This is a genomic window from Pseudomonas putida, from assembly GCF_028682455.1.
GTDB classification, from domain to species: Bacteria; Pseudomonadota; Gammaproteobacteria; order Pseudomonadales; family Pseudomonadaceae; genus Aquipseudomonas; species Aquipseudomonas putida_AA.
This window is the reverse complement of record NZ_JANHLD010000001.1, coordinates 1-25,977: the sequence shown is the minus strand read 5'-3', so window position 1 is coordinate 25,977 and position 25,977 is coordinate 1. Positions and strand designations below refer to the sequence as shown.

Annotated in this window: 26 protein-coding genes, 1 pseudogene and 1 riboswitch; of the genes and pseudogenes, 6 read left to right on the top strand and 21 right to left on the bottom strand. The window is 63.9% G+C overall.

Annotation, left to right across the window (positions count from 1 at the left end; translation table 11 throughout):
* Window positions 1-102 precede the first annotated feature (102 nt).
* Window positions 103-3,579, top strand: a complete 3,477-nt coding sequence (locus tag NPS58_RS00135) for a PAS domain-containing hybrid sensor histidine kinase/response regulator (protein ID WP_274112551.1) — start codon at window positions 103-105, stop codon at window positions 3,577-3,579.
* On the opposite strand, the gene rmuC is transcribed toward NPS58_RS00135, so the two are convergent.
* Window positions 3,551-4,939, bottom strand: a complete 1,389-nt coding sequence (gene rmuC, locus NPS58_RS00130; RefSeq protein WP_274115328.1) for a DNA recombination protein RmuC — start codon at window positions 4,937-4,939, stop codon at window positions 3,551-3,553. The two genes, NPS58_RS00135 and rmuC, sit on opposite strands and share 29 nt — an antisense overlap.
* Before the next feature lie 179 nt (window positions 4,940-5,118).
* Window positions 5,119-5,547, bottom strand: a complete 429-nt coding sequence (locus NPS58_RS00125; RefSeq protein ID WP_274112549.1) for a tetratricopeptide repeat protein — start codon at window positions 5,545-5,547, stop codon at window positions 5,119-5,121.
* Between the two features lie 959 nt (window positions 5,548-6,506).
* Between NPS58_RS00125 and NPS58_RS00120 the strand changes: the two genes are divergently transcribed.
* The 3 genes from NPS58_RS00120 to NPS58_RS00110 all read left to right on the top strand — a co-directional run bounded on the left by NPS58_RS00120 (window position 6,507) and on the right by NPS58_RS00110 (window position 8,945).
* The gene (locus NPS58_RS00120) at window positions 6,507-6,731 is read left to right on the top strand and encodes a hypothetical protein (RefSeq protein ID WP_274112547.1); all 225 of its coding nucleotides are present in this window, start codon (window positions 6,507-6,509) and stop codon (window positions 6,729-6,731) included.
* 325 nt (window positions 6,732-7,056) lie between these two features.
* A complete protein-coding gene (locus tag NPS58_RS00115; protein WP_274112545.1) occupies window positions 7,057-7,539 on the top strand; it encodes a hypothetical protein in 483 nt (160 codons plus the stop codon).
* 146 nt (window positions 7,540-7,685) lie between these two features.
* Window positions 7,686-8,945: an OmpP1/FadL family transporter gene (locus NPS58_RS00110; protein ID WP_274112544.1), complete on the top strand. Its 1,260-nt coding sequence runs from the start codon at window positions 7,686-7,688 to the stop codon at window positions 8,943-8,945.
* A gap of 329 nt (window positions 8,946-9,274) precedes the next feature.
* Here the strand turns inward: NPS58_RS00110 and NPS58_RS00105 are convergent.
* Together NPS58_RS00105 and NPS58_RS00100 are read right to left on the bottom strand one after the other, a co-directional pair.
* Window positions 9,275-9,423, bottom strand: a pseudogene (locus NPS58_RS00105) (IS110 family transposase); the annotation flags it as partial.
* Window positions 9,424-9,518: 95 nt separating this feature from the next.
* Window positions 9,519-10,451: a LysR family transcriptional regulator gene (locus NPS58_RS00100; RefSeq protein WP_274112543.1), complete on the bottom strand. Its 933-nt coding sequence runs from the start codon at window positions 10,449-10,451 to the stop codon at window positions 9,519-9,521.
* 118 nt (window positions 10,452-10,569) lie between these two features.
* Here NPS58_RS00100 and NPS58_RS00095 point away from each other — a divergent pair, with 118 nt between their 5' ends.
* Complete coding sequence (locus tag NPS58_RS00095; protein ID WP_274112541.1) at window positions 10,570-10,833, top strand: DUF2798 domain-containing protein; 264 nt, start codon at window positions 10,570-10,572, stop codon at window positions 10,831-10,833.
* Between the two features lie 9 nt (window positions 10,834-10,842).
* Here NPS58_RS00095 and NPS58_RS00090 read toward each other — a convergent pair whose 3' ends face one another.
* The 14 genes from NPS58_RS00090 to cobO all read right to left on the bottom strand — a co-directional run bounded on the left by NPS58_RS00090 (window position 10,843) and on the right by cobO (window position 22,042).
* Window positions 10,843-11,394 (bottom strand): glutathione peroxidase, encoded by a 552-nt coding sequence (locus NPS58_RS00090; RefSeq protein ID WP_274112539.1) that lies wholly within the window; start codon window positions 11,392-11,394, stop codon window positions 10,843-10,845.
* Between the two features lie 43 nt (window positions 11,395-11,437).
* The gene (locus tag NPS58_RS00085) at window positions 11,438-11,560 is read right to left on the bottom strand and encodes a hypothetical protein (protein WP_274112537.1); all 123 of its coding nucleotides are present in this window, start codon (window positions 11,558-11,560) and stop codon (window positions 11,438-11,440) included.
* Entirely contained in the window at window positions 11,557-12,759 is a 1,203-nt protein-coding gene (locus NPS58_RS00080; RefSeq protein WP_274112535.1) for an MFS transporter, read from the bottom strand. The genes NPS58_RS00085 and NPS58_RS00080 overlap by 4 nt, the downstream gene beginning before the upstream one ends.
* Window positions 12,760-12,824: 65 nt before the next feature.
* Entirely contained in the window at window positions 12,825-13,229 is a 405-nt protein-coding gene (locus tag NPS58_RS00075; RefSeq protein WP_274112533.1) for a MarR family winged helix-turn-helix transcriptional regulator, read from the bottom strand.
* A 50-nt stretch (window positions 13,230-13,279) separates the two neighbouring features.
* Entirely contained in the window at window positions 13,280-14,008 is a 729-nt protein-coding gene (locus NPS58_RS00070) for an adenosylcobinamide-GDP ribazoletransferase (RefSeq protein ID WP_274112531.1), read from the bottom strand.
* 1 nt (window position 14,009) lies between these two features.
* Window positions 14,010-14,579, bottom strand: coding sequence for an alpha-ribazole phosphatase family protein (gene cobC, locus NPS58_RS00065; RefSeq protein ID WP_274112530.1), 570 nt, complete (start codon window positions 14,577-14,579; stop codon window positions 14,010-14,012).
* Window positions 14,576-15,631 carry a nicotinate-nucleotide--dimethylbenzimidazole phosphoribosyltransferase gene (cobT, locus tag NPS58_RS00060; protein WP_274112528.1) on the bottom strand — a complete coding sequence of 352 codons (1,056 nt, stop codon included), beginning with the start codon at window positions 15,629-15,631 and terminating at the stop codon, window positions 14,576-14,578. Before cobT ends, cobC begins: the two co-directional genes overlap by 4 nt.
* Entirely contained in the window at window positions 15,628-16,149 is a 522-nt protein-coding gene (gene cobU, locus NPS58_RS00055; RefSeq protein ID WP_274112526.1) for a bifunctional adenosylcobinamide kinase/adenosylcobinamide-phosphate guanylyltransferase, read from the bottom strand. The genes cobT and cobU overlap by 4 nt, the downstream gene beginning before the upstream one ends.
* Before the next feature lies 1 nt (window position 16,150).
* Entirely contained in the window at window positions 16,151-17,605 is a 1,455-nt protein-coding gene (locus NPS58_RS00050) for a cobyric acid synthase (RefSeq protein WP_274112523.1), read from the bottom strand.
* A complete protein-coding gene (gene cobD, locus NPS58_RS00045) occupies window positions 17,602-18,594 on the bottom strand; it encodes a threonine-phosphate decarboxylase CobD (RefSeq protein ID WP_274112521.1) in 993 nt (330 codons plus the stop codon). Before cobD ends, NPS58_RS00050 begins: the two co-directional genes overlap by 4 nt.
* Window positions 18,587-19,495, bottom strand: a complete 909-nt coding sequence (cbiB, locus tag NPS58_RS00040; protein ID WP_274112518.1) for an adenosylcobinamide-phosphate synthase CbiB — start codon at window positions 19,493-19,495, stop codon at window positions 18,587-18,589. The genes cobD and cbiB overlap by 8 nt, the downstream gene beginning before the upstream one ends.
* On the bottom strand, window positions 19,495-20,142 hold the full coding sequence (gene bluB / locus NPS58_RS00035; RefSeq protein ID WP_274112516.1) for a 5,6-dimethylbenzimidazole synthase: 648 nt from the start codon (window positions 20,140-20,142) through the stop codon (window positions 19,495-19,497). The genes cbiB and bluB overlap by 1 nt, the downstream gene beginning before the upstream one ends.
* On the bottom strand, window positions 20,139-21,434 hold the full coding sequence (locus tag NPS58_RS00030) for a cobyrinate a,c-diamide synthase (RefSeq protein WP_274112514.1): 1,296 nt from the start codon (window positions 21,432-21,434) through the stop codon (window positions 20,139-20,141). The genes bluB and NPS58_RS00030 overlap by 4 nt, the downstream gene beginning before the upstream one ends.
* Window positions 21,431-22,042 (bottom strand): cob(I)yrinic acid a,c-diamide adenosyltransferase, encoded by a 612-nt coding sequence (cobO, locus tag NPS58_RS00025; RefSeq protein WP_274112512.1) that lies wholly within the window; start codon window positions 22,040-22,042, stop codon window positions 21,431-21,433. The genes NPS58_RS00030 and cobO overlap by 4 nt, the downstream gene beginning before the upstream one ends.
* 165 nt (window positions 22,043-22,207) lie before the next feature.
* A riboswitch (cobalamin riboswitch) is annotated at window positions 22,208-22,432 on the bottom strand.
* A gap of 101 nt (window positions 22,433-22,533) precedes the next feature.
* On the opposite strand from cobO, the gene NPS58_RS00020 reads away from it, so the two are divergent.
* Window positions 22,534-23,850: a PQQ-dependent sugar dehydrogenase gene (locus NPS58_RS00020; RefSeq protein WP_274112510.1), complete on the top strand. Its 1,317-nt coding sequence runs from the start codon at window positions 22,534-22,536 to the stop codon at window positions 23,848-23,850.
* A 24-nt stretch (window positions 23,851-23,874) separates the two neighbouring features.
* On the opposite strand, the gene NPS58_RS00015 is transcribed toward NPS58_RS00020, so the two are convergent.
* The 3 genes from NPS58_RS00015 to hda form a co-directional block, all read right to left on the bottom strand.
* The gene (locus tag NPS58_RS00015) at window positions 23,875-24,405 is read right to left on the bottom strand and encodes a C40 family peptidase (protein WP_274112507.1); all 531 of its coding nucleotides are present in this window, start codon (window positions 24,403-24,405) and stop codon (window positions 23,875-23,877) included.
* Between the two features lie 134 nt (window positions 24,406-24,539).
* Window positions 24,540-25,172 carry a C40 family peptidase gene (locus tag NPS58_RS00010; protein ID WP_274115327.1) on the bottom strand — a complete coding sequence of 211 codons (633 nt, stop codon included), beginning with the start codon at window positions 25,170-25,172 and terminating at the stop codon, window positions 24,540-24,542.
* 127 nt (window positions 25,173-25,299) lie between these two features.
* Window positions 25,300-25,977, bottom strand: a 678-nt coding sequence (hda, locus tag NPS58_RS00005; RefSeq protein WP_274112505.1) for a DnaA regulatory inactivator Hda, incomplete at its 5' end; no start/stop codon positions are given.

Below are 25,977 nucleotides of genomic sequence, written 5' to 3'. Positions count from 1 at the left end.
TGCCAGACTGATTGATCAAGGTTCGCCGTTGCGCCTGCGTTGTGGCTACGTTGTAGCGACATTGCGCAGACGGCTGTTCCACCTTTTCGCTTCGGAGTAGTCATGTCGCTGTCCAGTGGGCTGATCGCCGTGGTCGCCCTGGCCTATATGGCCATCATGTTCGCTATCGCATTCTATGGCGACCGCCGCAGCACCCCGCTGCCCCCGCGCCTGCGCGCCTGGGTATACAGCCTGTCGTTGGCGGTGTACTGCACCAGCTGGACCTTCTTTGGCGCCGTCGGCCAGGCCGCCGAACAACTCTGGGCGTTCCTGCCGATCTACCTGGGCCCTGTGCTGTTGCTGCTGTTCGCCCCTTGGGTGCTGCAGAAGATGGTGCTGATCAGCAAGCAGGAAAACATCACCTCGATCGCCGACTTCATCGCCGCCCGCTACGGCAAGTCCCAGACGCTGGCCGTGGTGGTGGCGCTGATCTGCCTGGTCGGGGTGTTGCCCTATATCGCCTTGCAGCTCAAGGGCATCGTCCTGGGCGTTAACCTGCTGATCGGTGCCAGCGCCGATGCCACCGGCAGCCGGGTGCAGGACACCGCGCTGGTGATCTCGCTGGTACTGGCGTTGTTCACCATCGTTTTCGGTACCCGCAGCCTGGACGTGACCGAGCACCACCGCGGCATGGTCCTGGCCATCGCCTTCGAATCGCTGGTCAAGCTGCTGGCCTTCCTGGCCGTCGGCGCCTTCGTGACCTTCAACCTGTATGACGGTTTCGACGATCTGTTCACCCAGGCCAGGCTCGCGCCGCGCCTGGAAACCTACTGGCAGGAAACCATCAACTGGCCGTCCATGGTGGTACAGACCGGGGTGGCGATGATGGCGATCATCTGCCTGCCGCGACAGTTTCACGTCACCGTGGTCGAGAACATCGAGCCCCAGGACCTGCGCCTGGCCCGCTGGGTGTTCCCCGCCTACCTGATTCTCGCCGCACTGTTCGTGGTGCCGATCGCCCTGGCCGGGCAGATGCTGCTGCCGGCTTCGGTCATTCCCGACTCCTTCGTCATCAGCCTGCCGCTGGCCGAAGCCCACCCGGCGCTGGCGTTGCTGGCCTTCATCGGCGGCGCCTCGGCGGCCACCGGCATGGTGATCGTGGCCAGCGTGGCGTTGTCGACCATGGTGTCCAACGACATGCTGCTGCCCTGGCTGTTGCGTCGCAACAACGCCGAGCGGCCGTTCGAAGTGTTCCGCCACTGGATGCTCTCGGTACGCCGGGTAACCATTGTCGCCATCCTCCTGCTGGCCTACGTGAGCTACCGCCTGCTGGGCTCCACCGCAAGCCTGGCCACCATCGGCCAGATCGCCTTTGCCGCGGTGACCCAACTGACACCGGCCATGCTCGGCGCCCTCTACTGGAAACAGGCCAACCGTCGTGGCGTGTTCGCCGGCCTCGCAGCCGGGATCTTCCTGTGGTTCTACACCCTGGTGCTGCCGATTGCCGCCCACAGTGTCGGCTGGTCGCTGGACCTGTTCCCGGGCCTTGCCTGGCTGCACGGCAACCCGCTGGGCCTGCCGATCACCCCGCTGACCCAAGGCGTGGTGCTGTCGCTGGCCGGCAACTTCACCCTGTTCGCCTGGGTTTCGATCCTGTCGCGCACACGGGTATCCGAGCACTGGCAGGCCGGTCGCTTCATCGGCCAGCAAACCAGCGCCCGGCCCAACAGCCGCTCGTTGCTGGCGGTGCAGATCGACGACCTGCTGCACCTCGCGGCACGCTTTGTCGGCGAAGAAAGGGCACGCCAGAGCTTCATTCGCTTCGCCTATCGCCAGGGCAAGGGCTTCAACCCCAATCAGAACGCAGACGGTGACTGGATCGAGCACACCGAGCGCCTACTTGCCGGTGTGCTGGGGGCCTCCTCGACCCGCGCCGTGGTCAAGGCGGCCATCGAAGGCCGCGACATGCAGCTTGAGGATGTGGTGCGCATCGCCGACGAAGCCTCGGAGGTGCTGCAGTTCAACCGCGCCCTGTTGCAAGGCGCGATCGAGAACATCAGCCAGGGCATCAGCGTGGTCGACCAGAACCTGCGCCTGGTCGCCTGGAACCGCCGCTACCTGGAGCTGTTCAACTACCCCGACGGCCTGATCAGCGTGGGCCGGCCGATCGCCGACATCATTCGCTACAACGCCGAGCGCGGCCTGTGCGGCCCGGGCGAGGCCCAGGTCCACGTGGCCCGGCGCCTGCACTGGATGCGCCAGGGCCGCGCGCACACCTCCGAGCGCCTGTTCCCCAATGGCCGAGTCATCGAACTGATCGGCAACCCCATGCCCGGCGGCGGTTTCGTCATGAGCTTCACCGACATCACCCCGTTTCGCGAAGCCGAACAAGCGCTCAAGGAGGCCAACGAAGGCCTGGAACAACGGGTGACCGAACGTACCCACGAGCTCTCGCAACTGAACCAGGCGCTGACCGAAGCCAAGAGCCACGCCGAGGCTGCCAACCAGTCCAAGACCCGCTTCCTGGCCGCCGTCAGCCATGACCTGATGCAACCGCTGAACGCCGCGCGGCTGTTCTCCGCCGCCCTCTCCCACCAGGGCGAAGGGTTGTCGGCAGACGCCCAGCAACTGGTCCAGCACATGGACAGCTCGCTGCGTTCGGCCGAAGAGCTGATCAGTGATCTGCTGGATATCTCGCGCCTGGAAAACGGCAAGATAACCCCCGATCCCAAGCCGTTCGCCCTCAACGAGCTGTTCGACACCCTGGGCGCGGAGTTCAAGGTATTGGCCCAGCAGCAGGGCCTGGACTTCCGCGTGCGTGGCAGCCGGCTGCGGGTACAGAGCGACATGAAACTGCTGCGACGGATTTTGCAGAACTTCCTGACCAATGCCTTCCGCTACGGCAAAAGCCCGATTCTGCTGGGCGTGCGTCGCCAGGGCGACAAGCTCTGGCTGGAGGTCTGGGACCGTGGCCCGGGCATCGCCGATGACAAGCTGCAGGTGATCTTCGAGGAGTTCAAGCGCCTGGACAGCCACCAGACCCGTGCCGAGAAAGGCCTGGGCCTGGGCCTGGCGATTGCCGATGGTTTATGCCGGGTGCTCGGCCATCCACTGGAAGTACGCTCCTGGCCGGGCAAGGGCAGCGTATTCCGGGTCAGCGTACCGCTGGCCACGGCGCCCGCCGCAGCGGTGGCGACTGCGACCGAACAGGCCGGCCAGCCGTTGGCCGGCTTGCAGGTGCTGTGCATCGACAACGAAGACAGCATCCTCATCGGTATGAGCAGCCTGCTCAGCCGCTGGGGCTGCCAGGTGCACACCGCCCGCAACCGCCAGGAATGCGACGCCCTGCTCGCGGAAGGGTTGCGCCCGCACCTGGCGCTGGTCGACTACCACCTGGATGACGGTGACACCGGTACCGAACTGATGGCCTGGCTACGCACCCGCCTGGGCGAACCGGTACCGGGCGTGGTGATCAGCGCCGACGGGCGCCGCGAGACCATTGCCCAGGTCCACGCTGCCGGCCTCGACTACCTGGCCAAGCCGGTCAAGCCGGCCGCCTTGCGCGCCCTGCTCAATCGGCATTTGAGCCTGGTCCAGTAAGGGCGCTGGCGGCCATCGGGTCGCCTTCGCTCATGGCCCGCTCCAGCAGGTCGGCCGGCAGGCTCTTGCTGGCCCGGGCGCCCAGTAGCTTGAGCTGCTCGCTACGGCTGATCAGGTTGCCGCGCCCTTCGCAGAGCTTGTTGCGCGCGGCGCTATAGGCCTTGTCGACCTGTTGCAGGCGATTGCCCAGCTCGTCCAGGTCCTGGATGAACAACACGAATTTGTCGTACAGCCAGCCGGCACGTTCGGCGATTTCCCGGGCATTCTGGCTCTGGCGCTCCTGCTTCCACAGGCTGTCGATCACCCGCAGGGTGGCCAGCAACGTGGTGGGGCTGACGATCACGATCTGCCGGTCGAAGGCTTCCTGGAACAGGTTCGGTTCGGCTTGCAGCGCTGCGGAAAACGCCGCTTCGATCGGCACGAAAAGCAGCACGAAATCCAGGCTGTGCAGCCCTTCCAGGCGGTTGTAATCCTTGCCCGACAATCCTTTGACATGATTGCGCAACGACAGCACGTGCTGCTTGAGGGCCGCCTGGGCAAGCTCGCTGTCGTCGGCGGCCACATACTGCTGGTAGGCGGTCAGGCTGACCTTGGAGTCGACCACCACCTGCTTGTCACCCGGCAGCATGATCAGCACATCGGGCTGGAAGCGTTCGCCATCGGCGCTCTTGAGGCTGACCTGGGTCTGGTACTCGCGGCCCTTTTCGAGGCCTGCGTGTTCCAGCACCCGTTCCAGGATCAGCTCGCCCCAGTTGCCCTGGGTCTTCTGGCCCTTGAGGGCCTGGGTCAAGTTGGTGGCTTCATCGCTCAGGCGCAGGTTGAGTTGCTGCAGGCGCTCCAGCTCCTTGGCCAGGGAAAAGCGTTCGCGGGCTTCTTGCTGGTAGCTTTCTTCAACGCGCTTTTCGAAGGACTGGATGCGCTCCTTGAGCGGGTCGAGCAGTTGGCCCAGGTGCTGCTGGCTGGTCTGGGCAAAGCGTTGCTCACGCTCATCGAAAATCTTGGTGGCCATTTCGGCGAACTGCGCGCGCAACTCATCGCGTGAACCTTGCAGGTCGGCCAGGCGCTGCTGGTGGCTGTCGTGCTGTTCGCGCAACTCGGCGCTCAGGGCCGCGCTGTGGGCATCCAGGCGCCGCAATTCGGCTTCACGGGCGGCGCGTTCGATCTGCCAGGCGTGGGCGGCATCGCGGGCGTTGTCACGATCGATCTGCAGCAGCTCCAGTTCACGGGCCTGGGCAGCGAGGGTCGCTTGCTTGGCGGCGTTGGCCTGGCTCAGGTCGCTGATTTCGTCGCGACTGGCGTCGAGCTGGGCGAGCAAGCCTTCCTGGGCCATCTGGGCGCTGCTCAAGCGCTCCTCCAGCAAGGCCGCCTGCGCTTCACGGGCGGCGAACCGGCGCTGCTGCTGAAACACCCACCCCAGGCACGGCACGGCGGCCGCTACGATACCCAGCACGATACTGGTCAGATCCAACGCCATTGCCACCTGTACACCCCCACCTGAAATCAACGGTTGAGCTTATCAGCCTTGCCGCTCACCTGCAGTCAGGCGTCGGGCAACTGTTTGAGCAGGCGCCGTGCTTCCTGGGAGCCCTGCGATGCTGCCAGCTCCAGCCAGTAGCGCGCCTGCTCGGGTTCGTTGACCTGGGGCTGGGCGCACAGCCGGCCATATTCAAGCTGGGCACGCCGGTCGCCGGCGCGGGCAGCCTGGCGCAGCAGGTCATGGCCGATACGCCGGTCGCGGGCATTGCCGCAGTCGCGGCAGAGCATCTGCCCCAATCGGCTTTGCGCTACCACCACGCCTTGGCGCGCCGGCTGCTTGAGCAGGCGACCGGCAAAATGCTTGACGTTGGGGTTGTCTCCCAGGCGCGGGTTGTCGAGCAGCCACAGGGCGACCTTCAAGGAAAAGCGCTTGGGCTCTGGCAAAGGCGGCTGAACAGAAGAAATTGCAGGGATTTTGGCGCGAAACTTCATGACAAACAGCGAAGGCAACTCGAGAGGCGCGCCACTCTACTCCATTTTTTCGACAATGGCCCCAGCGTTACCAAAACTTTTTTCAAAATATTTCTGTGTTTATTTATTGACGCTAAAAGAGGAATTTTCACCCGGGCAGAAACCTTCATGAGTATTGTCGGACACGTCGGAAAAAGCTGGCACGCCCGTCCTAGAGCAAGCGCTCGGGACAATCCACAGAAGCTGTGGATAACTCGGTGGACAACCCCCTTATGGACCCCGCAAACCCCTATGGAATGGGGCTTTGGCTCAGACTGATGATTTTTTCACCAGCTAAAATAAGTGTTTTTTTTCATTGACTTAAGTTCCCGGCCAAGTCATTGGCAGCCCCAGGCGATGTTGTTGCAAGGCTGTAACATCGATTGCTCCACGTGTGTACAAGCGCCCCAAAGAAAGGCAGTTCGCTGCACGAATTTGGCACGTTCCCTACGCCAACCCCCGGAAACCAGCTCTTCACAGACGGCTTGAAACGCGACATACTGGCCGGCTCCCCGAAACAAAAGCCCCCTCGGCTTGCCAAGATACGGTCCTTGCTGTAGTCTTGCCGCCGTTAGTACCAAGCTGAAAGTCAATTCTGGCCAAAGCAGTCCTTGCAGTGCCCTACCCACCCCGGGATAGCGCCTGTTGAAACCAGGACCGGCCCACTTGATGGTTCCCAGGTAAATCACTTCTTACTCTGACCGAACCAACCTGCAGATTGATCAGGATCTTCACCCGCGGATTCAGAACCTCAACCCCGGTGTGTTGCCTGCCCTCTGACGTACCTACCAGTCAGCCCCAGCGCCACATGATAAATGCGCCCAAAACTGGCTGCCCTGTTCCAGACAGGTTCATCGCCCAGGCCTAAATGCCGGCGTTACTGGAACGTTTTAAGTGTGCACGGATCGAAACCGTGTCTATTGCAGGAACATCTAATAACTATGACTCATACAATCCATACTCAGGCTGCGATTCGCACCCTTTCCCAGGCATTTGCCCCACTGAACTGCTTGATCCTGGCGTCGCGCAAAGGCGGCTTCAGCTTCACCCTGGTCAATGAGCACGGCATTGCCCGTCACAGCGAGCGCCTGTACCCCGAGCAGTACAGCGAAGCCGAGCCGCTTCAAGCAGTCATCGAGCGCACCCGCCAGGCCCTGGTTGCCTGATTCGCGCTTCGCTGCAACAGCTCAAGCCCCGCCCTCTCGCGGGGCTTTTTTATGCCTGCCGATAGGAGCGGGCTTGCCCCGCGAGCGTTGCTGGCTTTGAGAACGCAATCGCGGGGCAAGCCCGCTCCTACGCGCGTTTTCTTAATTGCTGCAGGGCATATGATTTATAACTAAAAGCCGTAAATGTTTTTAAAACAGACCTTTACAGCGCGAATATGACACTACACTTCAACTCAAGCGGCATAGGCCGCTTCCGGCGGGCCTGACCGACTCACCAGCTGCCAAGCTCCAGCGTCCGCCGGCCAAATTCCAGTTCGAGGGCATTATGGGTATCGCCGCGAGCGAGTTGAGCCAGTTTGTGATCCGCCCGACCCTGATCTACCTGGGCCGTCACTGCGCAAGCGCTGAAGCATTGTTACTCGGTGTTGCCGCCAGCCAGTCCGCACTCGGCTCGGCCCTGCATGATCGACGCGGCCATGGCCTGTACCGCATCGGCGAGCTTCGCCACCAGTCGCTCTGGGACCAGTTCCTGGCCCGCGACCCGGATTTGGCAAGCCTGGTCCGGGGCCTGGCCAGCCAGCATGCATTCCTCAGCGGCCCGCACCTCGAACTCACGGTAAACCTGCGCTACGCCACCGCCATCGCCTGGATGCTGATCGAAGAACAGGCGCCAGAACTTCCTCCTGCAGACGACCTGCTCGGCCTTGCGCGCATCTGGCGCCAGACCTTTCACCCTCAGGGCCGCCTGCGTGATTTCACCTGCGCATGGCAAACCTGCATCGCCCCTGTGACTCTTCAAGCCTGCTGACAGTCACTGCACTCCTTAATCGGAAAATATCCGTCATTTTGGTCGGATTGTCCTACAAAACCGCTCTATCTCCTGCGATACAGCCTATAGCGCTGCGGGCGAAATGTTGGTAATTTCCGCCCCGGAGATCCCAAGGAGTTCTAATAATGAAAAAAGTAATGCTCAAAACCTCTCTCAGCCTCGCCGTCACACTCGCCTCGACTCAACTGTTCGCCAGCGGCTTTGCCCTCAACGAACAGAGCGTCAGCGGCATGGGCACAGGTTTCGCGGGTCGTTCTTCCTCTGCCGATGATGCCAGCACCGTATTCGGCAACCCTGCCGGTATGTCGCGCCTGAAACGTGAACAAGTGACGGTCGGCGCCGCCGCCGTGATCGCCAAGTCCGATATCTCGGGCAGCGGCACCTTCGCGGGCAGCAACGATGGCGACATGGTGCCGTTCGTTGGCGTGCCCATGGGCTACTACGTCAAGCCCATCGATGACAATTGGACCGTCGGTTTCGGCGTCTACGCCCCCTTCGGCCTGATGACCGAATACGAAGACGAAGCGCAGAGCCGCTACTGGGCCAAGAAAAGCTACGTCGAAGTCATCACCTTCCAGCCTACCGTCAGCTATGCCTTCAACGACAAGGTCTCGATCGGTTTCGGTCCGACCTTCAACCGTATCAAGGGCGAGCTGAGCTCGAACATCCTCAACCCACGCACGCCAGGCTTCAACGATGGCGAAGTGAAGATCAAGGGTGACGACACTGCCGTCGGCTACAACATCGGTGTCCTGGTACAAGCGACCGACAGCACTCGCCTGGGTCTGACCTATCACTCGATGGTCGACTACAAGCTCGAGGGCAACACCAAGGTCAACTCGGCCCTGATCGGCCCGTTCAGCGGCAGCAAGTTCGACGCCGAACTGAAGATCAAGACCCCGGAATCGGTGGACTTCTCGGTTACCCACGAGCTGGATGACCAGTGGACCCTCTACGCGGGCAGCACCTGGACCCGTTGGAGCCGCCTGGAAGCCATCACCGTCAGCAACGAAGTTCCTGCGCCACTGGCCGGCCAGTTCGGCACCATCAGCGAAGAGCAGAACTGGCACGACACCTGGGCTCACGCTATCGGTGCTTCGTACAAGCTGAACAAAGAGTGGGTACTGCGCACCGGCTTCACCGTCGACCAGTCGCCGACCAACAACCACGACCGCTCGCCGCGCATCCCGACTGGCGACCGCCGTGTGTTCAGCCTGGGTGCCGGCTACAGCCCGACCGAAGACATGACTATCGACCTGGCCTACTCCTACCTGTGGGAAGAAGACACCAAGGTCGACCTGGCCAGCCCTAGCAAGGGTGCCTACAAGGCCAAGTACGAGAACAGCGCCCACGGTATCGGTGCATCGCTCACCTACCGCTTCTGATCCGACGCTGGCAACACAAAAAACCTATGGTCACCCCATTTTTGCAATACTGATTAACGGATGAAGTGGTTGGCTTGCTTGAATCTATCCGGCGTCCAATTGGGGGCTTGCCCCGCGCCACGATGAGAGTCGCGCCTGGCGATCCTTAGAAACCGCTCGGCTTCGAGAGCCGATTTTTATGTCAGGATCCTCGCCAGGCCGGTAGGCCGCTCACATCATCTGTTGTTCAGCTATCGCAAAACCTGAAAGGTGAATCGTGGTACAGCAACAGCCGCAGGGTCAGGCGTTCATCGCGCCCGGCCCTGCTTCGTATTGAGTGTCGCCGCATCCACCACCGTGCACCCTGGCAGGTTGGCGAAGAACCACATCATTTGCTGTCGTGAGAGCTTCTTGCGAAACAGCTCTCGGCCGGGCTTATCCTGGCCGTACAGATGAAAGGTGTGCCGAGGTCGATACCGACCAGTGCCAAATCGCTCATGGTGATGGACTTCAGAATTAAAACACCCTGCGAAAGCGTAGCCCTCGCAGGGTGTCGGGGTGACCATCTCATTAACCGCGCATTGCGCGGTTTTTTCATGCCTGCTCACAGGGCCAGGTATGCGAGAGGTTGCTGTGCAGATAGTCCATGAACACACGCACCTTGGGGGTCATGGCAAAACGGTCGGCCACGCACAGGTAGATGTCCATCGGTTCGGTATGCGCGTAGGGTCGCGCAGGCTGGGAATACTCGAACAACGGCACCAGTTGCCCGCGCTCGATAAAGGGACGGGCGACGAACTCGGCCAGCCGCGCGATACCGCCATGATTGACCGCCATCTGGGTCAACACATCAATGTCGTCACTGATCAATACATTGTCGAACTCGGCATCAAAGCGCAGCCCGTCGCGCACGAAACCCCAGCGCAAGAAGCGTCCATCGACCGGATAGCGGAACACCAGGCAGCGATGTTCCGCCAACTGCTCGGGCGCTGCCGGCCATCCCGCTTGCGCGAGGTATTCGTGCGAGGCGCAACAGATGAAGGGCACCCGGGCAATGCGTCGTGCCAGCAGCCCATCTTCAAGCTGGGGCTTGATACGAATGCTGGCGTCCACGCCCTCCTGAACATGATTGACCCGCCGATCATTCGTAATCAGTTCAATCGAAAGCTGCGGGTAGCGGGCGCTGAACGCGGGTATCAGCGGCGCCAGCACATGGCGTCCGAAGGCCGACGACGAAGCGATGCACAAGCGCCCCTTGGGCTCGCTATCAGGCGTGGTGACGGCCAGTTGCGCCAGCTCCAGGTCACGCTCGATATGCTTGACCTTCTCGTAGTACAGCGTACCACTGGGGGTCAGCGCCATGCTGCGGGTGGTGCGCGACAGCAGCCGGACATCCAGATGAGCTTCGAGGCGGGCGATGTTCTGGCTCACGGCGGCGGCACTCAAGCCCAGGCTGCGGGCACCACCGGCAATGCTGCCGGCTTCCACCACCTTGATGAAACTCTTGATCGAGCCGAGCAGATTCATGCAGAGCGGTCCGGTATTCGTAAGAATTCCTTTATAAAGACCTAAGTCCCGACCGTCTACCTGTGCGGCTTGCAGGCTTGCTAGGCTGCGCTGCCCAACTGAACGCAAGGACCTTCGCATGACAACACGGAATGCCAGCCGCAGCCGCCGCAAACTGGGCGTTCGCGCCACCCCTTATGTATTTGCCCTGTACATGTCGGCGATCATGGCCTTATTGATGTGCTTCGTGATCACCGCCGCCAATGGCGGCATCGACGATCACTACCTGGGCAATGTGCTCAAGGCCTATCAACTGGCCATGCCGGTCGCCTTTGCCTGTGTACTGGTGGTGCGCCCGATCGTGCTCAAGCTGGTAGCCTGGACCGTTCACCCGCACCACTGACACCACGCCTCACGGCTGCGACGCGATGGCTTTCTCGATAGCGGCCGTGAACGCCGGATCGTCCGGCTTGGTCAGGCTTGAGAAGTTGGCGATCACCTTGCCCTGGCGGTCGACCACGTACTTGTAGAAATTCCACTTCGGCGCAACGCTCTGCCTGGCCAACTCCTCGAACAATGGCGTGACGTCTTTGCCGCGTACTGGCTGGGCCTTGGTCATGGTGAAGGTAACGCCGTAGTTGGCATAGCAGACCTTGGCGGTCTTCTCGGCGTCGGCGTCCTCCTGCTTGAAGTCGTTGGACGGCACCCCGAGCATTTCCAGGCCCTGTGCGTGGTAGGTCTTGTAGACCCCTTCCAGGCCTTCGAATTGAGGGGCGAAACCACAGTAGCTGGCCGTATTGACCACCACCAGGGGCTTGCCGGCAAAGCGTTGGCACAGGTCGATCTGCTCTTTGCCGCGCAGCTCCGGCAGGCTGCCCTGGAGCAGCGCCGGGCAGTCGGCGGCCTGGGCAGAGGCTGCCGCCATCAGAGTGAACAGTGGAACCAACATCCAGCGTGTGCGCATCGTCATCTCTCCCTTGAACCGGCGTGGAAACTTCAGATTACTCCTAGCACACGCCCATGCCCAACTGCATCAATGCCAGCCCACCCTCATGCCAGCCCCACCAGACCAGCGCCAACAGCGCCAGTGCAGCCAGGGCGAGCAACCCGCGCAGGGCAAAACGGCTCATGCCGCTTGCGCCTGCAGGCGTGCGACCGGGCGCTCACGCACCGGCCAGTTGAGCGCTGCCGCCAGCAGGCTGAGCAGGATCGAGATCTGCCAGACCAGGTCGTAGTTGCCGGTCTTGTCGTACACCACACCACCCAGCCATCCGCCCAGGAAGGCCCCCAATTGGTGAAAAAGGAACACAATGCCACCCAGCATCGACAGGTTGCGCACACCGAACAGGGTCGCCACCGTGCCGTTGGTCAACGGCACCGTCGACAGCCACAGCAGGCCCATGGCGATACCGAACAGGTAGGCGCTGAACTGGGTCACCGGCGCCCACAGGAACAGCACGATCACCACCGCGCGCAGCAGGTACAGCGCTGTCAGCAACCGCGGCTTGGACATGCGCCCACCCAGCCAGCCGGCGGTGTAGGTACCGACGATGTTGAACAAGCCGACCAGCGCCAGCACGGTAGTGCCGATGGTGGCCGGCAGGTGCTGGTCGACCAGGTAGGCCGGCAGGTGCACACCAATGAACACCACCTGGAAACCGCAGACAAAAAAGCCCAGGGCGAGCAGCCAGAAGCCCGAATGCGAGCACGCCTCGCGCAGGGCCTGGCCAAGGGTTTGTTCGGCTCCATGGCTGGGCAGCGGCCGGTCCTTCAACAATCCCACCAACGGCACGATGAACGCCACCAGCAGCCCCAGCACCAGCAATGCCGCCGACCATCCCAACCAGCCGATCAGGCCGAGGGTCCCTGGCAGCATGGCGAACTGGCCGAAGGAGCCGGCCGCACTGGCGATACCCATGGCCATGCTGCGTTTCTCAGCGGGCACGGCACGACCGACCACACCGAGAATCACCGAGAACGAAGTCCCGGACAGGCCGATACCGATCAGCAGGCCCGCACTCAGCGACAGGGTCAGCGCCGAATCGGACATGCCCATCAACACCAGGCCCGCGGCATAGAGGATACCGCCGACGATCACCACCTTGGCCGCCCCCAGGCGATCGGCCAGGGCACCGGCAAAAGGCTGGGCCAGGCCCCAGATCAAGTTCTGCAAGGCAATGGCAAAGGCGAATACCTCACGGCCCCAGCCAAAGTCGGCGCTCATCGGCGCCAGGAACAGGCCGAAGCCATGTCGCACCCCGAGCGACAGCGCCAGGATCAACGCCGCCCCCAGGAGAATCCAACCACTGGTTCGCCATACCGATGTCATTATTGTTTTCTCCAGAAAGCCGCAAGGGTTATGCGGGTATATACCCGCTTACAGTCGTAAAAAGCTCAGGACAACAGCTCCAGCAGGCGCACCAGTTCATCGCGCTGGCCTTCACCGAGGGTCGCGACCAGGCATTCCTGCGCTTGCTCCCAGGCAGGTTCCGCCGCCTGCAATCGCGCTGCGCCCTGCTCGGTCAGCAGCACCAGGCGGTTGCGCAAGTCGCGCCCTTCGGCGAGCGCCACCAGCCCTTCGGCTTCCAGCACCTTGAGGTTGCGACCCAGGGTGCTGCGATCCAGGCCCATGGCCTCGGCCAGGGTCGAGATGCTCGGTTGATCGAGCCGGCGCAGGTGCCGCAGCAGGGAAAACTGCGCGACATTGATCCCGAAGCCTTCGAGGGCCTCGTCATAGTGTCGGCTGACCCCACGGGCCGCACGACGCAAATGGGTGCAGATGCATTCACTGGTTAACATAATGCGTGTATATACCCGCAATGAGCGGAGGGCAAGCGTTTCCTGCCGAACTACAGCGCCAATGCAACCAGCACCACCAGCTCAAGCAGCTCCACCAGCGCGCCGGCGGTATCGCCGGTGGCCCCCCCCAGGCGACGGATCATCAACTGGCGCAAGCCGGCAAAGGCCAGCGCCGCCACCAGCAACGCCCACACCCCATTGAGCCCCGCCAGCAGCACGCAAGCGCCTGCACTGGCGAGCAACACCCACTGCGCATTGCGCCGTGGCAGATGATCGGCCAACGCCTGCCCCAGGCCGCCGGGACGCACATAAGGGGTAGTGAGGAACAAGCCGAGCAGCGCCGCCCTGCCGACCAGCGGGGCCAGCAACAGCACGATCCCCTGCCCGCTTTCGATCACCGCCAGCAGGGCACAGAACTTGAGCAGCAGCACCAGCACCAGGGTCACCACGGCTATCGGTCCGCTTCGTGGGTCCTTCATGATCAGCAAGGTTCGCTCGCGATCACCAAAGCCCCCCAGCCAGGCGTCGGCGCTGTCGGCCAGGCCATCCAGGTGCAGCGCGCCGCTGAGCAACACCCAGGCTGCGAGCAACAAGGCGGCATGCAGCAGCAACGGGCTGGTGTCGAGCAAGACGTTCAGGCCCCACAGCAGCCCTCCGAAGAGCACGCCCACCAGTGGGTAGCAGAGCACGGAGCGGCCCAGTTGCTCAGGCGCTGGCATCCCCGGCAGGCGCACTGGCAGGCTGCTGAGAAACTGCAAGGCAATCCAGAAGGGCAACATTTCAGTACGCCTCGTGCAGGGTGCCGTCGGCGTGCACCTGCAATCGGCACAATGCGCCATGACCGACTTCGACCTGCAACAACTGCTCGCGCGGCAGGCCACGGGCCTGGGCCAGCAACAGGCGCATCACTCCGCCATGGGTGACCAGCAATACCTGCTTGCCGGCGAACTCATGGCGCAACTGGGCAACGGCTGCTCGTACGCGCAGGGCAAACTCGCTGACCGGCTCGCCTCCCGGTGGTGTGTAGCTGTAGGGATCTGCCCAGAACAGCCCCAGTTGTTGCTCATGGGTAAGCATCAGGTCTGCAGCGCTGTGCCCCTCCCACTCGCCAAAATGCAGCTCTTGCAGGCCCGGTACCAAGTGCACAGGCAGCGCCATTTGCCCGCCCAGGGTGTCGGCAAACCGCGCGCAGCGCTGCAACGGCGAGCTGACCAGGACATCCCACGGCCCTCTGCCGGCAACCGCGGCCTGCATCTGCTCCCAGCCCTTGGCTGTCAGTGCGTCGTCCAGGCTGCCGCGCAGGCCGCCACCCTGTTCGGTTTCGCCGTGACGCAACAGGTCGAGAATCATGTCGGGCGGTCCGCCACGGCGGCTTCGGCAAAAGTTGCCATCTGCCCGTGCAGGTCGCAGGCAAGACGCAACACCGGCACCGCCAGTGCCGCGCCGCTGCCTTCACCCAAGCGCAGGCCCAGTTCCAGCACAGGCTCGGCGTCGAATTCGGCGAGCACCCGCCGATGACCGGGCTCGGCGCCGCGGTGACCGAACAGCAGCCAGTCCCGGCACCCCGGATTGAGCCGTACCGCCACCAGCGCGGCAACGGTGCAGATAAAACCATCGACCAGCACCACGACGCCCGCCTGGGCACAGCCCAGGTAGGCACCGACCAGCGCGGCGATTTCATAGCCGCCCACACACAGCAATGCCTTGAACGGATCGTCCGCCAGCCTGCCATGCAGCGACAGCGCCTTTTCGATGACCTCGGCCTTGTGCCGCACGCCTGCGGCATCCAGCCCGGTACCCGGCCCACTCAGCTCGATGGCCGGGCAGCCGAGCAAGGCACAGGCCAGGGCGCTGGCCGCCGTGGTGTTGCCGATACCCATCTCGCCGCCGATGAACAGTTTCGCGCCAGCGGCTGCCGCGCGCAGCGCACTCTCGCGCCCGCCCTGCAACGCTTGCATGCCTTGCGCACGGGTCATGGCCGGGGCCTTGGCGAAATTCGCCGTCCCCGGCCCGACCCGCAAATGCAGCACGCCTGGCAGTGCCAGCGCCGGGTCGATGGTACCCAGGTCCACCACCTCCAGGTGCGCATCGAGCTGGCGCGCCAACACGCTGATTGCCGCGCCACCGCCGACGAAGTTCTGCAGCATCTGCCCGGTCACCGCCTGGGGATAGGCCGAGATACCTTCGGCCACTACGCCATGATCGCCAGCGAAAATCGCGATATGCACCTTGTCCAGGCTCGGTTTGAGCCGGCCCTGCAGGCCGGCCAGTTGTACCGCGATCTGCTCCAGCCGGCCCAGGGAGCCTGCCGGTTTGGTCAGTTGCTGCTGACGCGCCAGCGCCTGCACCCGGACGGTTTGATCGACAGGACGGCAGGCTTCAAGCCACCAGGTCTGACTCATGGTGCGTTTCCTTTGAGAGTAAGGGGCAGGCCGGCGACGGTGAGCACGACACGCTCGCAGCGCTCGGCGATGGCCTGGTGCAACCAGCCGGCTTCATCGACGTAGCGGCGGGTCAGTTCGCCCATCGGCACAACCCCCAGGCCGCTCTCGTTACTGACCAGAATGATCTCGCCCGGCAGCTCGGCCAGGCAATCGAGCAGCGCTGCACGCTCGCTGGCCAGGCGCTCGGTGTTGTTCAGCATCAACAGGTTGGTCAGCCACAAGGTCAGGCAGTCCACCAGCAGGCAGCGGTCGTCTCGAGCATTGGCACGCAGCACCCCTGCCAGGGCCAGGGGTTCCTCGACCAGGCTCCAACTGGCCGGCCGTCGCTCGCGGTGCAGCTGTACCCGGGCGTTCATTTCGCCATCCAGAGGTTCGCTGGTGGCGATGTAGGTCACCGGCAGGCCGCTGCGCTCGGCCAGCTGTTCGGCCAAGCGACTCTTGCCCGAGCGGGCGCCACCGAGGATCAGGTTGAGCATGTCAGTTCAGTCCGCACAGTTGACGTAGGCGCGTGGTATCCAGGTGCTGCTCCACCAGGTCGGCCAGGCGTTCGATATCGCGTTCGCGCAGGGCCTGGTAGTCGACGTGCTCGACCTCGTGCAGCCCCGCCCAGCGCAGCAGCGCCGCGCACGACTGGGGGCCTTCGAACAGGCCGTGCAGGTAAGTCGCCAGAATCTGCCCGTCGGCGCTGATGGCGCCATCGCTGCGCCCGTCGGCCAGTTGCACCGCCGCGTGCTCGAGCGCCGGCCCCTGGCTGACCCCGGCATGAATCTCATAGCCACCGATGGGCACCTGCTCCAGTTGCAGGGTGCCGGTGACATTGCGCAGCTGCTTTTCGGCTTCCAGTTCCGTCACGAAGTCGAGCAGGCCCAGGCCATCGCTGCTGCCTGCCGGCCCTTCGAGACCCAGCGGATCGTCCACGCGCATGCCCAGCATCTGCAGGCCGCCACAAATGCCCAGCAGCTTGCCGCCGTAGCGCAGGTGACGGCTGATGGCCTGGTCCCAGCCACGGGCGCGCAATTGGGCCAGATCGCCACGTACGCTCTTGGAACCGGGCAGGATGATCAGGTCGGCAGGCGGGATCGGATCACCCGGGCCGATGAACTGCAGGTCCACTTGCGGGTGCAGGCGCAGCGGGTCGAAATCGGTATGGTTGCTGATGCGCGGCAGCACCGGCACGATCACCTTGAGCGCACGCGCCGCCTTGCTACCCTGGCGTTGGTCGATACCGTCCTCGGCTTCCAGATGCAGGTCCATCACGTAGGGCAACACGCCCAGCACAGGCTTGCCCGTGCGCGCCTCGAGCCAGTCCAGCCCCGGTTGCAGCAAGGCGATATCGCCGCGAAAGCGATTGATGACAACCCCCTTGACCCGCGCCTGCTCACTGGCCGAAAGCAGCTCCAGGGTGCCCACCAGATGAGCGAAGACGCCGCCCCGATTGATGTCGGCGATCAGGATCACCGGGCAGTCCACCGCCTCGGCAAACCCCATGTTGGCGATATCGCCTGCGCGCAGGTTGATCTCTGCCGGCGAACCTGCGCCTTCGACCATCACCACCGGGTACTGGGCGCTCAAGCGTTGATGGGAGTCGAGCACCGCCTGCATGGCGATGACCTTGTAGTCGTGGTAGGCCACCGCATTCATGCTGGTGACCGCCCGGCCGTGGACGATTACCTGGGCACCGGTGTCGCTGTTGGGCTTGAGCAGTACCGGGTTCATGTCGGTGTGCGGTGCGAGCCTCGCAGCCTGGGCCTGCACGGCCTGGGCCCGGCCGATCTCGCCACCGTCGGCGGTCACCGCACTGTTAAGCGCCATGTTCTGGGGTTTGAACGGCACCACTGCCACGCCCTTGCGCGACAGCCAGCGGCACAGCGCGGTCACCAGGGTGCTTTTGCCGGCATCGGAGGTGGTGCCTTGCACCATCAGGGTACTCATGGCTGTTCCTTGCTGTAGTCGTTGAAGGCCTGCGCCAGCCGCTGAAAGTCCGCGTCGCTGGCCGGCAGGCCGAAGCGCAGGCTCGCCGGGGCCGCGAACAGGCGCAGCAGAATGCCGCGCCGGGCCATGAATTCATGCAACCGGGCCGCCTGTTCGGTGACCCGGTACTGGAACAGGTCGCAACCGCCGGTGGGGGCAAAACCTGCCGCGCTCATCACCCTCGCCAGACGCTGGCTGGCCTCGGCACATCGGGTTATCTGCTGTTGGTGCGCCGCGCTGTCGAGCAGGCAGGTCTGGCCGAGGATGCGGGTCGGCCCGCTGACGGTCCAGGGGCCGAGCAGATCGGCAAGGCGCAGCAGCAACGGCTGCTCGGCCAGCACGAACCCGAGGCGCACTCCGGCCAGACCAAAGAACTTGCCGAACGAGCGCAATACGATCAGCCCGGGGCGCCCGGCGTGGGCGCCGATGCTGTGCTGCGGGGTGTTGTCCATGAAAGCTTCATCCACCAGCAGCCAGCCGCCCCGCCGGGCCAGGCGCGCATGCCAGGCCAGCAACTGCTCGGCAGGCAACCGCCGGCCGGTGGGGTTGTTCGGGTTGACCACCACCAGCACATCGAGGGTGTCGAGCGCCTCCTCGATGTGCGCTTCCTGCAGTTCCAGCAGTCGATGGCCGGCACGACGCCAGCCTTCGGCGTGTTCGGCATAACAAGGCGACAACACCCCGACCGTGCCCGGCGCACGCAACTGCGGCAATGCCTGGATCGCAGCCTGGGAGCCGGCGACCGGCAACACCGGCGCCGCGCCGTAGTACGCCGCTGCGGCCTGCTCCAGGCCGTCATCGGTTTCAGGCAGGCGCGCCCAGGCGCACAGCGCAATCTCGGGAATGGCGAACGCCCAGGGCGCGATACCGCTGGAAAGGTCCAGCCAGTCTTCGCGGGCGATGCCGTAGTGCTGGATGGCGCGCTGCAGGCGCCCACCGTGCTCAAGCATAGAATTCAGCCCCCAGGCACAACAGCAGCAACCATAGCCAGACGCCCTGGCACACCAGGCGCCAGCCGCGCTCGATGGCGTCGGCGTCGGCCACCGGGCCTTCACCCAGTTGCGGGCGCTCGTGCAACTCGCCGTGGTAAACCGCCGGGCCGCCCAGTTCCACGCCCAGCGCCCCTGCCCCGGCCGCCATCACCGGCCCCGCATTGGGGCTGTCCCACAGAGGTGCCTGGCGCCGCCAACAGCTGAGGGCCAGGCGGGTCTTGCCCAACAGCGCATAGGTCAGCGCCACCAGTCGTGCCGGCACATAGTTGAGCACGTCATCGATCCGCGCCGCGGCCCAGCCAAAGCGCTCGAACCGTTCGTTGCGATAGCCCCACATGGCATCCAGGGTATTGCTCAGGCGATACAGCACCACGCCCGGCGCGCCAGCCACCACGAACCAGAACAGGGCGGCGAACACCGCGTCGCTGCCGTTCTCCAGCACCGACTCGGTGGCCGCGCGGGCCACGGCGGGCTCATCCAGCTCGCGTGTTTCGCGACTGACCAGAAAGCCCACGCATCGCCGCGCTTCATCCAGGTCGCCACGACGCAGGGCATCGGCCACCGGCGTCACGTGCTCACCCAGGCTGCGCAGACCCAACGCGCAATACAGCGCCAACACCTCCACCAGCCAGCCGACATAGGGCAGCCAGGACAGCAAGGTGGCCAGCAGGGTCAGCGGAATCACCGCCAGGAACCACGCCGTGACGCCATGACTGCGCCAGCCACGGCCGCCGGCATTGAAGCGCTGCTCCAGGCGCCCGGCCAAGCGACCGAAGGCAACCAGCGGGTGTCGACGCTTCGGCTCCCCCAACAGCGCATCCAGCGCCACGCCGGCAACGGTCAGCAACGCCACACTCATCAATTCTCTCCCCACTGGTTTTCAAACAACATGTCGCTCAATGGCCGCGCCGTGGTCCAGCCCTCGAGCACCAGCATCGGCGCCGGATAGAACGCCTCGACGGGCCCCAGGCACAGAATCGCCAGCGGCTTGGCGCCGCTCGGCATACCCAGCAGGTCGGCCAGCGCCTGCGGCTCGAACAGCGATACCCAGCCCATGCCCAGGCCTTCGGCACGCGCGGCCAGCCAGAGGTTCTGGATGGCGCACGACAACGAAGCCAGGTCCATCTCCGGCAATGTCCGACGACCGAAGATGTGTTTCTCGCGATCATCCATCAACGCCGCCACCAGCACTTCGGCGCAGTCGTTGATGCCTTCGACCTTGAGTTTCATGAAGTCGTCGGAACGCTCACCGAGTGCCTGGGCGGTACGCACCCGCTCCGCTTCCACCTGAGCCTGGATACGCTGGCGCAGGCTGCGGTCGGTGATACGGATGAAGCGCCACGGCTGCATCAGCCCGACACTCGGGGCCTGGTGCGCTGCCTCGAGCAGGCGCGCCAGCAGCTCGGGGGCCACTTCACCCTCGATGAAGTGGCGCATGTCGCGACGCTCGCCGATGGCGCGATACACCGCGGCGCGTTCGGCGTCGGTAAAGGCGTGCTCGCTCATGGTGCCAACAGCGCCGCCGACGCCTGGGGATTGGAGGCAAAGTAGAAGTGCACGTAGGAGGCCGTCAGCCGCCCACAGCGGTACACCGCCTCGGCGCCGCGCCCACCGTTGGGGCTCTGGCCCCGGGCAATCGGCTCAAGCTCGGTGCTGGTCAGGGAATGGTGGTAGGTATGCCCGCGCAACGTGCCTTCAGGCAACTCGACCGCCTGCAGGGCTAGCGCTGCCAGGCGCTTTTGCATTACCGCCTCGCCTGCGAGCAGGCCCAGCAGCTCGGCGCGCTCGCCGGCCACATCGGTCAAGGCATCGAGCAGGTAGAGCATGCCCCCGCATTCGGCGAGCAAGGGCTTGCCGGCCTGATGATGGGCGCGAAGGGTCGACAGCATCGAGGTGTTGGCGGCCAGGGCCTGATGGTGCAGTTCCGGGTAGCCGCCTGGCAGGTACAGGCTGTCGGCGGGCGGCAACTCACGATCATGCAGCGGCGAAAAGAACACCAGTTCCGCACCCATGGCCTGCAGCAGGTCGAGGTTGGCGCCGTATGTGAAGGCAAAGGCTTCGTCCCGGGCCACGGCAATGGTCACACCGTCGAGCAAAGGCTCGATCACCTGCTCGGTCGGCCCGGCAAAGGCCACCTCTGGCGGCAACGCCGACTCGCAACTGGCGGCCAGGGCGGCCGCGGCGGCGTCGAGGCGAACATCCAAGTCATTGAGCTCGCTGGCCTGGACCAGGCCAAGGTGGCGGCTCGGCAACTCGATGCCGGTCTCGCGCGACAGGCCGCCATACCAGCGCAGCCCTTCGGTAAGGCTGCCTTCCAGCAACTGGGCATGGCGCAAGGTGCCGACCCGGTTGGCCAGCACGCCGGCAAAGGGCAGGTCCGGTTGGTAGCGCGCCAGCCCCAGGGCCAGGGCGCCGAAGGTCTGGGCCATTGCCGTACCGTCAATCACCGCCAGCACCGGTACGCCAAAATGGCGCGCCAGGTCGGCGCTCGAAGGCGTACCGTCGAACAGGCCCATGACCCCTTCGATCAGGATCAGGTCGGCTTCACCGGCAGCTTCCCACAGCAGGCGCCTGCTTTCCTGTTCGCCGACCATCCACAGGTCGAGCTGGTACACCGGCGCACCGCTGGCGCGTTCCAGAATCATCGGATCGAGAAAATCCGGACCACACTTGAACACCCGCACCTTGCGGCCCTGGTTGCGGTGCAAGCGCGCCAGGGCGGCGGTCACGGTGGTCTTGCCCTGCCCCGAGGCGGGTGCTGCGATCAGGACCGCCGGGCAGTGCCGGGTGTCGGTCATAGTTCGACGCCCTTCTGGGCACGGATGCCGGACTGGAAGGCGTGCTTGATCATGCCCATCTCGGTCACGGTGTCGGCCAGTTCGATCATTTCATCCTTGGCGCCACGACCGGTGACGATCACGTGCTGCATCGGCGGGCGGGCCTGCAGGTCGCTGAGCACCTGGTCCAGGTCCAGATAGCCATGCTTGAGAGCGATGTTCAGTTCATCGAGCACAACGAAGGCAACGCTCGGGTCCTGCAGCAACTGGCGAGAGACTGCCCAGGCCGCTTCGGCGGCGGCGATGTCGCGCTGGCGGTCCTGGGTCTCCCAGGTAAAGCCCTCGCCCATGACGTGATAGCGCACCTGCTCGGGAAAACGCCGGAAGAACAGTTCTTCGCCGGTGCTGTTGCGGCCCTTGATGAACTGCACCACGCCGCACTGCATGCCGTGGCCCATGGCCCGGGCGAGCATGCCGAAGGCCGAACTGCTCTTGCCCTTGCCGTTGCCGGTCAGCACCAGCAGCAAGCCGCATTCATTGGGGGCGTTGGCAATACGCTCGTCGATTACCGCCTTCTTGCGCAGCATGCGTGCCAGGTGGCGTTCGTCACGCTCGGTGGATTCAGTCATCGAAGTCTCCGCAAACCACTGTCGGCCAGTTCGCAACGAGCGTAGCAGCACGTGGCTGCACAGGGTTCGCGGCAAACAGGGGGCGACAAATGTATGGAAATGGCAGACGAAGAAAGGCGCAGGGCTGCGGCGCAAGCCGAAGGAACCGCGCATCACCCTCCGTGATGCCGTTGACTGTGACAGGCCGGTCTCCGGGCTTGTGAGTGGGGCCATGGACACCCGGGGTCGCGCGCCTTCCCGGGCGTGTTCACCCAGTGGCTGTGCGCAGCCTTGACTCACCTACCGTTGCGGGGGCAGCGCCGGACTCGCACGCTTTCGCATGCCCACCGGCTTCCCTGTTTCACCCTGCCAGGCCGTAGCCCGCAGAGCACCTGAAACAAGTCGCGAAGGTTAGAGGGTTGCACCCGGAGCGTCAATCAAACGCGCCGGGGAACCTCCATCGCCTGACTGCCTCTACCTACAACAGAGGTCAACTTTACGAGGGACACGACATGGGCACGACCCGGATTGCATGGCTGCTGGCAGTAAGCGCCGCCTTGACCGGCTGTGGCGAGACCGCCCGGCTGGACGTCAGTGACGGGGTCGGCCCGTCGCCGCAATTGCCTGAACCGAACAAAACTCTGATCCCCACCGTAAACGTGGCACCTGCCATCGGCTGGCCCGAGGGCGCGAAGCCTGCCAGCGCACCGGGAACCCAGGTAGCGGCCTTCGCCGAAGGCCTGGACCATCCGCGCTGGCTTTATGTGCTGCCCAACGGCGATGTACTGGTGGCCGAAACCAATGCCCCGCCCAAGCCTGAAGACGGCAAGGGCATTCGTGGCTGGGTGATGGGCAAGGCAATGAGCCGCGCCGGTGCCGGTGTGCCCAGCGCCAACCGCATCACCCTGCTGCGCGACAGCGACCACGACGGCGTGGCAGAAACCCGCACCCCATTCATCGAGAACCTCAACTCACCGTTCGGCATGACCCTGGTCGGCAGCGATTTTTACGTGGCAGCCACCGACCGCCTGCTGCGCTTTCACTATGAACCCGGCGCCACCTCGATCAAGGGCCCGGGAACCCCGGTGACGGATTTACCCGGCGGCCCGCTGAACCACCATTGGACCAAGAACGTGATTGCCAGCCCCGACGGCAAGAAGCTGTACGTGACCGTGGGCTCCAATAGCAACGTCGGCGAGAACGGCATGGATCAGGAACAAGGCCGCGCCGCCATCTGGGAAGTCGATCCGGCCAGTGGCCACAAGCGCATTTTCGCTTCCGGCCTGCGCAACCCCAACGGCATGGCCTGGGAGCCACACAGCGGGCAACTGTGGACGGCGGTCAACGAGCGGGACGAGATCGGTAGCGACCTGGTGCCCGACTACATTACCTCGGTCAAGGACGGCGGCTTTTATGGTTGGCCCTACAGTTACTACGGCCAGCACGTCGATCAGCGGGTCACCCCGCAGGATCCGCAATTGGTTGCCAAGGCCATTGCCCCCGACTACGCCGTGGGGCCGCACACCGCCTCACTGGGCCTGACCTTCGCCGAACCCGGCGTACTGCCGCCGCCATTCGAGCAGGGCGCATTCATCGGCCAGCACGGTTCCTGGAACCGTAAGCCGCACAGTGGCTACAAGGTGGTATTCGTGCCGTTCAGCACGGCGGGCAAACCTGCGGGCAAGCCGATAGATCTGCTGACCGGGTTTCTGAACAATGAAGGCAAGGCCATGGGGCGGCCGGTGGGGGTGATCAATGACCAGCGTGGCGGGTTGTTGGTGGCCGATGATGTGGGGAACAAGATCTGGCGGGTGAGCAAGGCCCGCTAGGAGCGGCCTTGCCCTGCGCTGCATTCAGGGGTTACGCGCCAATGCCTGCGGCAACACCCGCTTGGCATTGAGGTAGGCCTTCTGCCAATAACTGTTGGACAGGTAGTCCAGCCGTACCGTGCCCCCCGCAGAGGGGGCATGAACGAAGCGACCCTCGCCGACATAGATGCCGGCATGGCTGACCTGCGAGCCGCCGCTGGTGGCGAAGAACACCAGGTCACCCGACTGCAGCGCATTGCGCTCGACCGAGGGTGCGCGGATGCCGATCATTTCGCGAGTGGAGCGCGGCAAGGAAATGCCGGCCGCATCGCGATAGACGTATCCGATCAGGCCACTGCAATCAAAGCCCGAATCCGGCGTATTGCCGCCCCAGCGATAGGGCGTGCCCACCAGGCCCAGGGCGCGGAACAGTACGTCTTCAGCCACTGGAGAGAAGTAGACCTGAGGTGCCATGACGACGGGCTCGACCACTTTGGGCGGGGTCGGGGCATGGCTTGAGCAGGCACCGAGCAGTGCCAGCAGGGAAAATAAAGCGAAGCGCGCCTTCATCGCCATGGTCAGAACATCCTGTCTGAAGCCGTCCGGCGGGAGGGCCGGAAATAGTTGAGAATTTAGATTAGACGCTTTCTGTAAACACGCACGGCGACGCGCTTTTCAGCTACGTCGCCGTGAGGACTGCATACGTTTGATCAGTTGCGCGAAATGGTGGTCGCGGTCGGTGCCATCGCCAGTGCGCGTTTTGCTTCGATGAAGGTCTTGCTCCAGTAGCGATCACCGAGCTTGTCGATGCGCACGCCACCGCTGCGGCGGCTGCTGGAGTGGATGAACTGGTCATCGCCCAGGTAGATGCCGGCGTGGCTGACACGGCCACGGCCGTTGGTGCTGAAGAACAGCAGGTCACCTGGCTTGAGGTTGTTGCGGGCGACCAGCGGGGCCTTGACGTTGATCATTTCGCGGGTGGAGCGCGGCAGGTTCAGGCCAGCCTCTTCGCGAAACAGGTAGCCGATAAAGCCGCTGCAATCGAAGCCGGTGTTCTCCGAGGTGCCGCCGAAACGGTAGCGGGTACCGATCAGGGACATGCCGCGCTCGAGAATGTTGTCAGCCAGGGCTGGCAACTGATAAGGCTTGCTGCTGGCGAAATCCTGGAGTTCTTCTTCGGTGGCCAGCTCTTCCTCGAACACCGATGCGGTGGAGGATTGGGTGGAAACCTGAGTGGATACCGGGTGTTGAACCTGCTGCTGCGATACCGGACCTTGGGTCGCGCAGCCAAATAGCAGGGTCACGAGTGCGAGGGGCACGAGGGGTGCGAAGCGATTTAGCATGGGCACGACCGTGTCTTGGATTGGATAGAGGGGGAAACTATGCCTTCTATCGGGTCGATTTGCAAATTCAATCGAAAAAAATGTGACTTTTATGTGCCGAGGCTCTGGGGCGCCCTTCCCCACCCGACTACCAGCCCAAAGTTTCCTTCAAAAACGGGATAGTCAGCTTGCGTTGCGCCTGCAAGGAGGCCTGGTCGAGACGCTCGAGCAGGTCGAACAGTGCGCTCATGCTGCGGGTACCGCGGGTGAGGATGAAATGCCCGACTTCGTCGGTGAGATGCAGGCCACGGCGCGAGGCACGCAGTTGCAGGGCGCGCAGTTTGTCTTCATCCGACAATGCACGCATCTGGAAGATCAGCGCCATGGTCAGGCGCGACTTGAGGTCTGCCAGCTTGATCGGTAGCTCACGCGGTGAACTGGAGGCCGCCAGCAACAAGCGTCGACCGCTGTCGCGCAGGCGATTGAACAGGTGGAACATGGCCTCTTCCCACTCTGGCTTGCCGGCAATCACATGCAGGTCGTCCAGGCAGACCAATTCGTACTGTTCCAGGTTATCCAGGAGTTCGACACCGCGATCGAGCAGTTGCGCCAGCGGCAGGTAGACAGCGGGCTCGCCCAATTGCTCGAAACGCAGGCAAGCCGCTTGCAGCAAGTGCGTACGTCCGACACCTTGCTTGCCCCAGAGGTAGATCAGGCTTTCGGTCCAGCCGGCGTCGGCTTCGCAGAGTCGCTCGACGTAGCCCAATGCGGCGGCGTTGGCACCCGGGTAGTAGTTGATGAAGGTGGCGTCATCTCGCAGACGCAC

Excerpts from the sequence above, each read along its gene's own strand:
- NPS58_RS00075 (WP_274112533.1), bottom strand. The coding sequence starts at position 13,229 with ATGTTAACCAGTGAATGCATCTGCACCCATTTGCGTCGTGCGGCCCGT.
- cobU (WP_274112526.1), bottom strand. The coding sequence starts at position 16,149 with ATGCTCAACCTGATCCTCGGTGGCGCCCGCTCGGGCAAGAGTCGCTTG.
- NPS58_RS00015 (WP_274112507.1), bottom strand. The coding sequence starts at position 24,405 with ATGGCGATGAAGGCGCGCTTCGCTTTATTTTCCCTGCTGGCACTGCTC.
- NPS58_RS00020 (WP_274112510.1), top strand. The coding sequence starts at position 22,534 with ATGGGCACGACCCGGATTGCATGGCTGCTGGCAGTAAGCGCCGCCTTG.
- NPS58_RS00080 (WP_274112535.1), bottom strand. The coding sequence starts at position 12,759 with ATGACATCGGTATGGCGAACCAGTGGTTGGATTCTCCTGGGGGCGGCG.
- NPS58_RS00110 (WP_274112544.1), top strand. The coding sequence starts at position 7,686 with ATGAAAAAAGTAATGCTCAAAACCTCTCTCAGCCTCGCCGTCACACTC.
- NPS58_RS00090 (WP_274112539.1), bottom strand. The coding sequence starts at position 11,394 with ATGCGCACACGCTGGATGTTGGTTCCACTGTTCACTCTGATGGCGGCA.
- cobT (WP_274112528.1), bottom strand. The coding sequence starts at position 15,631 with ATGAGTCAGACCTGGTGGCTTGAAGCCTGCCGTCCTGTCGATCAAACC.
- NPS58_RS00070 (WP_274112531.1), bottom strand. The coding sequence starts at position 14,008 with ATGTTGCCCTTCTGGATTGCCTTGCAGTTTCTCAGCAGCCTGCCAGTG.
- bluB (WP_274112516.1), bottom strand. The coding sequence starts at position 20,142 with ATGAGCGAGCACGCCTTTACCGACGCCGAACGCGCCGCGGTGTATCGC.
- NPS58_RS00030 (WP_274112514.1), bottom strand. The coding sequence starts at position 21,434 with ATGACCGACACCCGGCACTGCCCGGCGGTCCTGATCGCAGCACCCGCC.
- NPS58_RS00050 (WP_274112523.1), bottom strand. The coding sequence starts at position 17,605 with ATGAGTACCCTGATGGTGCAAGGCACCACCTCCGATGCCGGCAAAAGC.
- NPS58_RS00125 (WP_274112549.1), bottom strand. The coding sequence starts at position 5,547 with ATGAAGTTTCGCGCCAAAATCCCTGCAATTTCTTCTGTTCAGCCGCCT.
- cobC (WP_274112530.1), bottom strand. The coding sequence starts at position 14,579 with ATGATTCTCGACCTGTTGCGTCACGGCGAAACCGAACAGGGTGGCGGC.
- NPS58_RS00085 (WP_274112537.1), bottom strand. The coding sequence starts at position 11,560 with ATGAGCCGTTTTGCCCTGCGCGGGTTGCTCGCCCTGGCTGCACTGGCG.
- cobD (WP_274112521.1), bottom strand. The coding sequence starts at position 18,594 with ATGCTTGAGCACGGTGGGCGCCTGCAGCGCGCCATCCAGCACTACGGC.
- NPS58_RS00135 (WP_274112551.1), top strand. The coding sequence starts at position 103 with ATGTCGCTGTCCAGTGGGCTGATCGCCGTGGTCGCCCTGGCCTATATG.
- cbiB (WP_274112518.1), bottom strand. The coding sequence starts at position 19,495 with ATGAGTGTGGCGTTGCTGACCGTTGCCGGCGTGGCGCTGGATGCGCTG.
- NPS58_RS00120 (WP_274112547.1), top strand. The coding sequence starts at position 6,507 with ATGACTCATACAATCCATACTCAGGCTGCGATTCGCACCCTTTCCCAG.
- NPS58_RS00010 (WP_274115327.1), bottom strand. The coding sequence starts at position 25,172 with ATGCTAAATCGCTTCGCACCCCTCGTGCCCCTCGCACTCGTGACCCTG.
- NPS58_RS00115 (WP_274112545.1), top strand. The coding sequence starts at position 7,057 with ATGGGTATCGCCGCGAGCGAGTTGAGCCAGTTTGTGATCCGCCCGACC.
- NPS58_RS00100 (WP_274112543.1), bottom strand. The coding sequence starts at position 10,451 with ATGAATCTGCTCGGCTCGATCAAGAGTTTCATCAAGGTGGTGGAAGCC.
- cobO (WP_274112512.1), bottom strand. The coding sequence starts at position 22,042 with ATGACTGAATCCACCGAGCGTGACGAACGCCACCTGGCACGCATGCTG.
- NPS58_RS00095 (WP_274112541.1), top strand. The coding sequence starts at position 10,570 with ATGACAACACGGAATGCCAGCCGCAGCCGCCGCAAACTGGGCGTTCGC.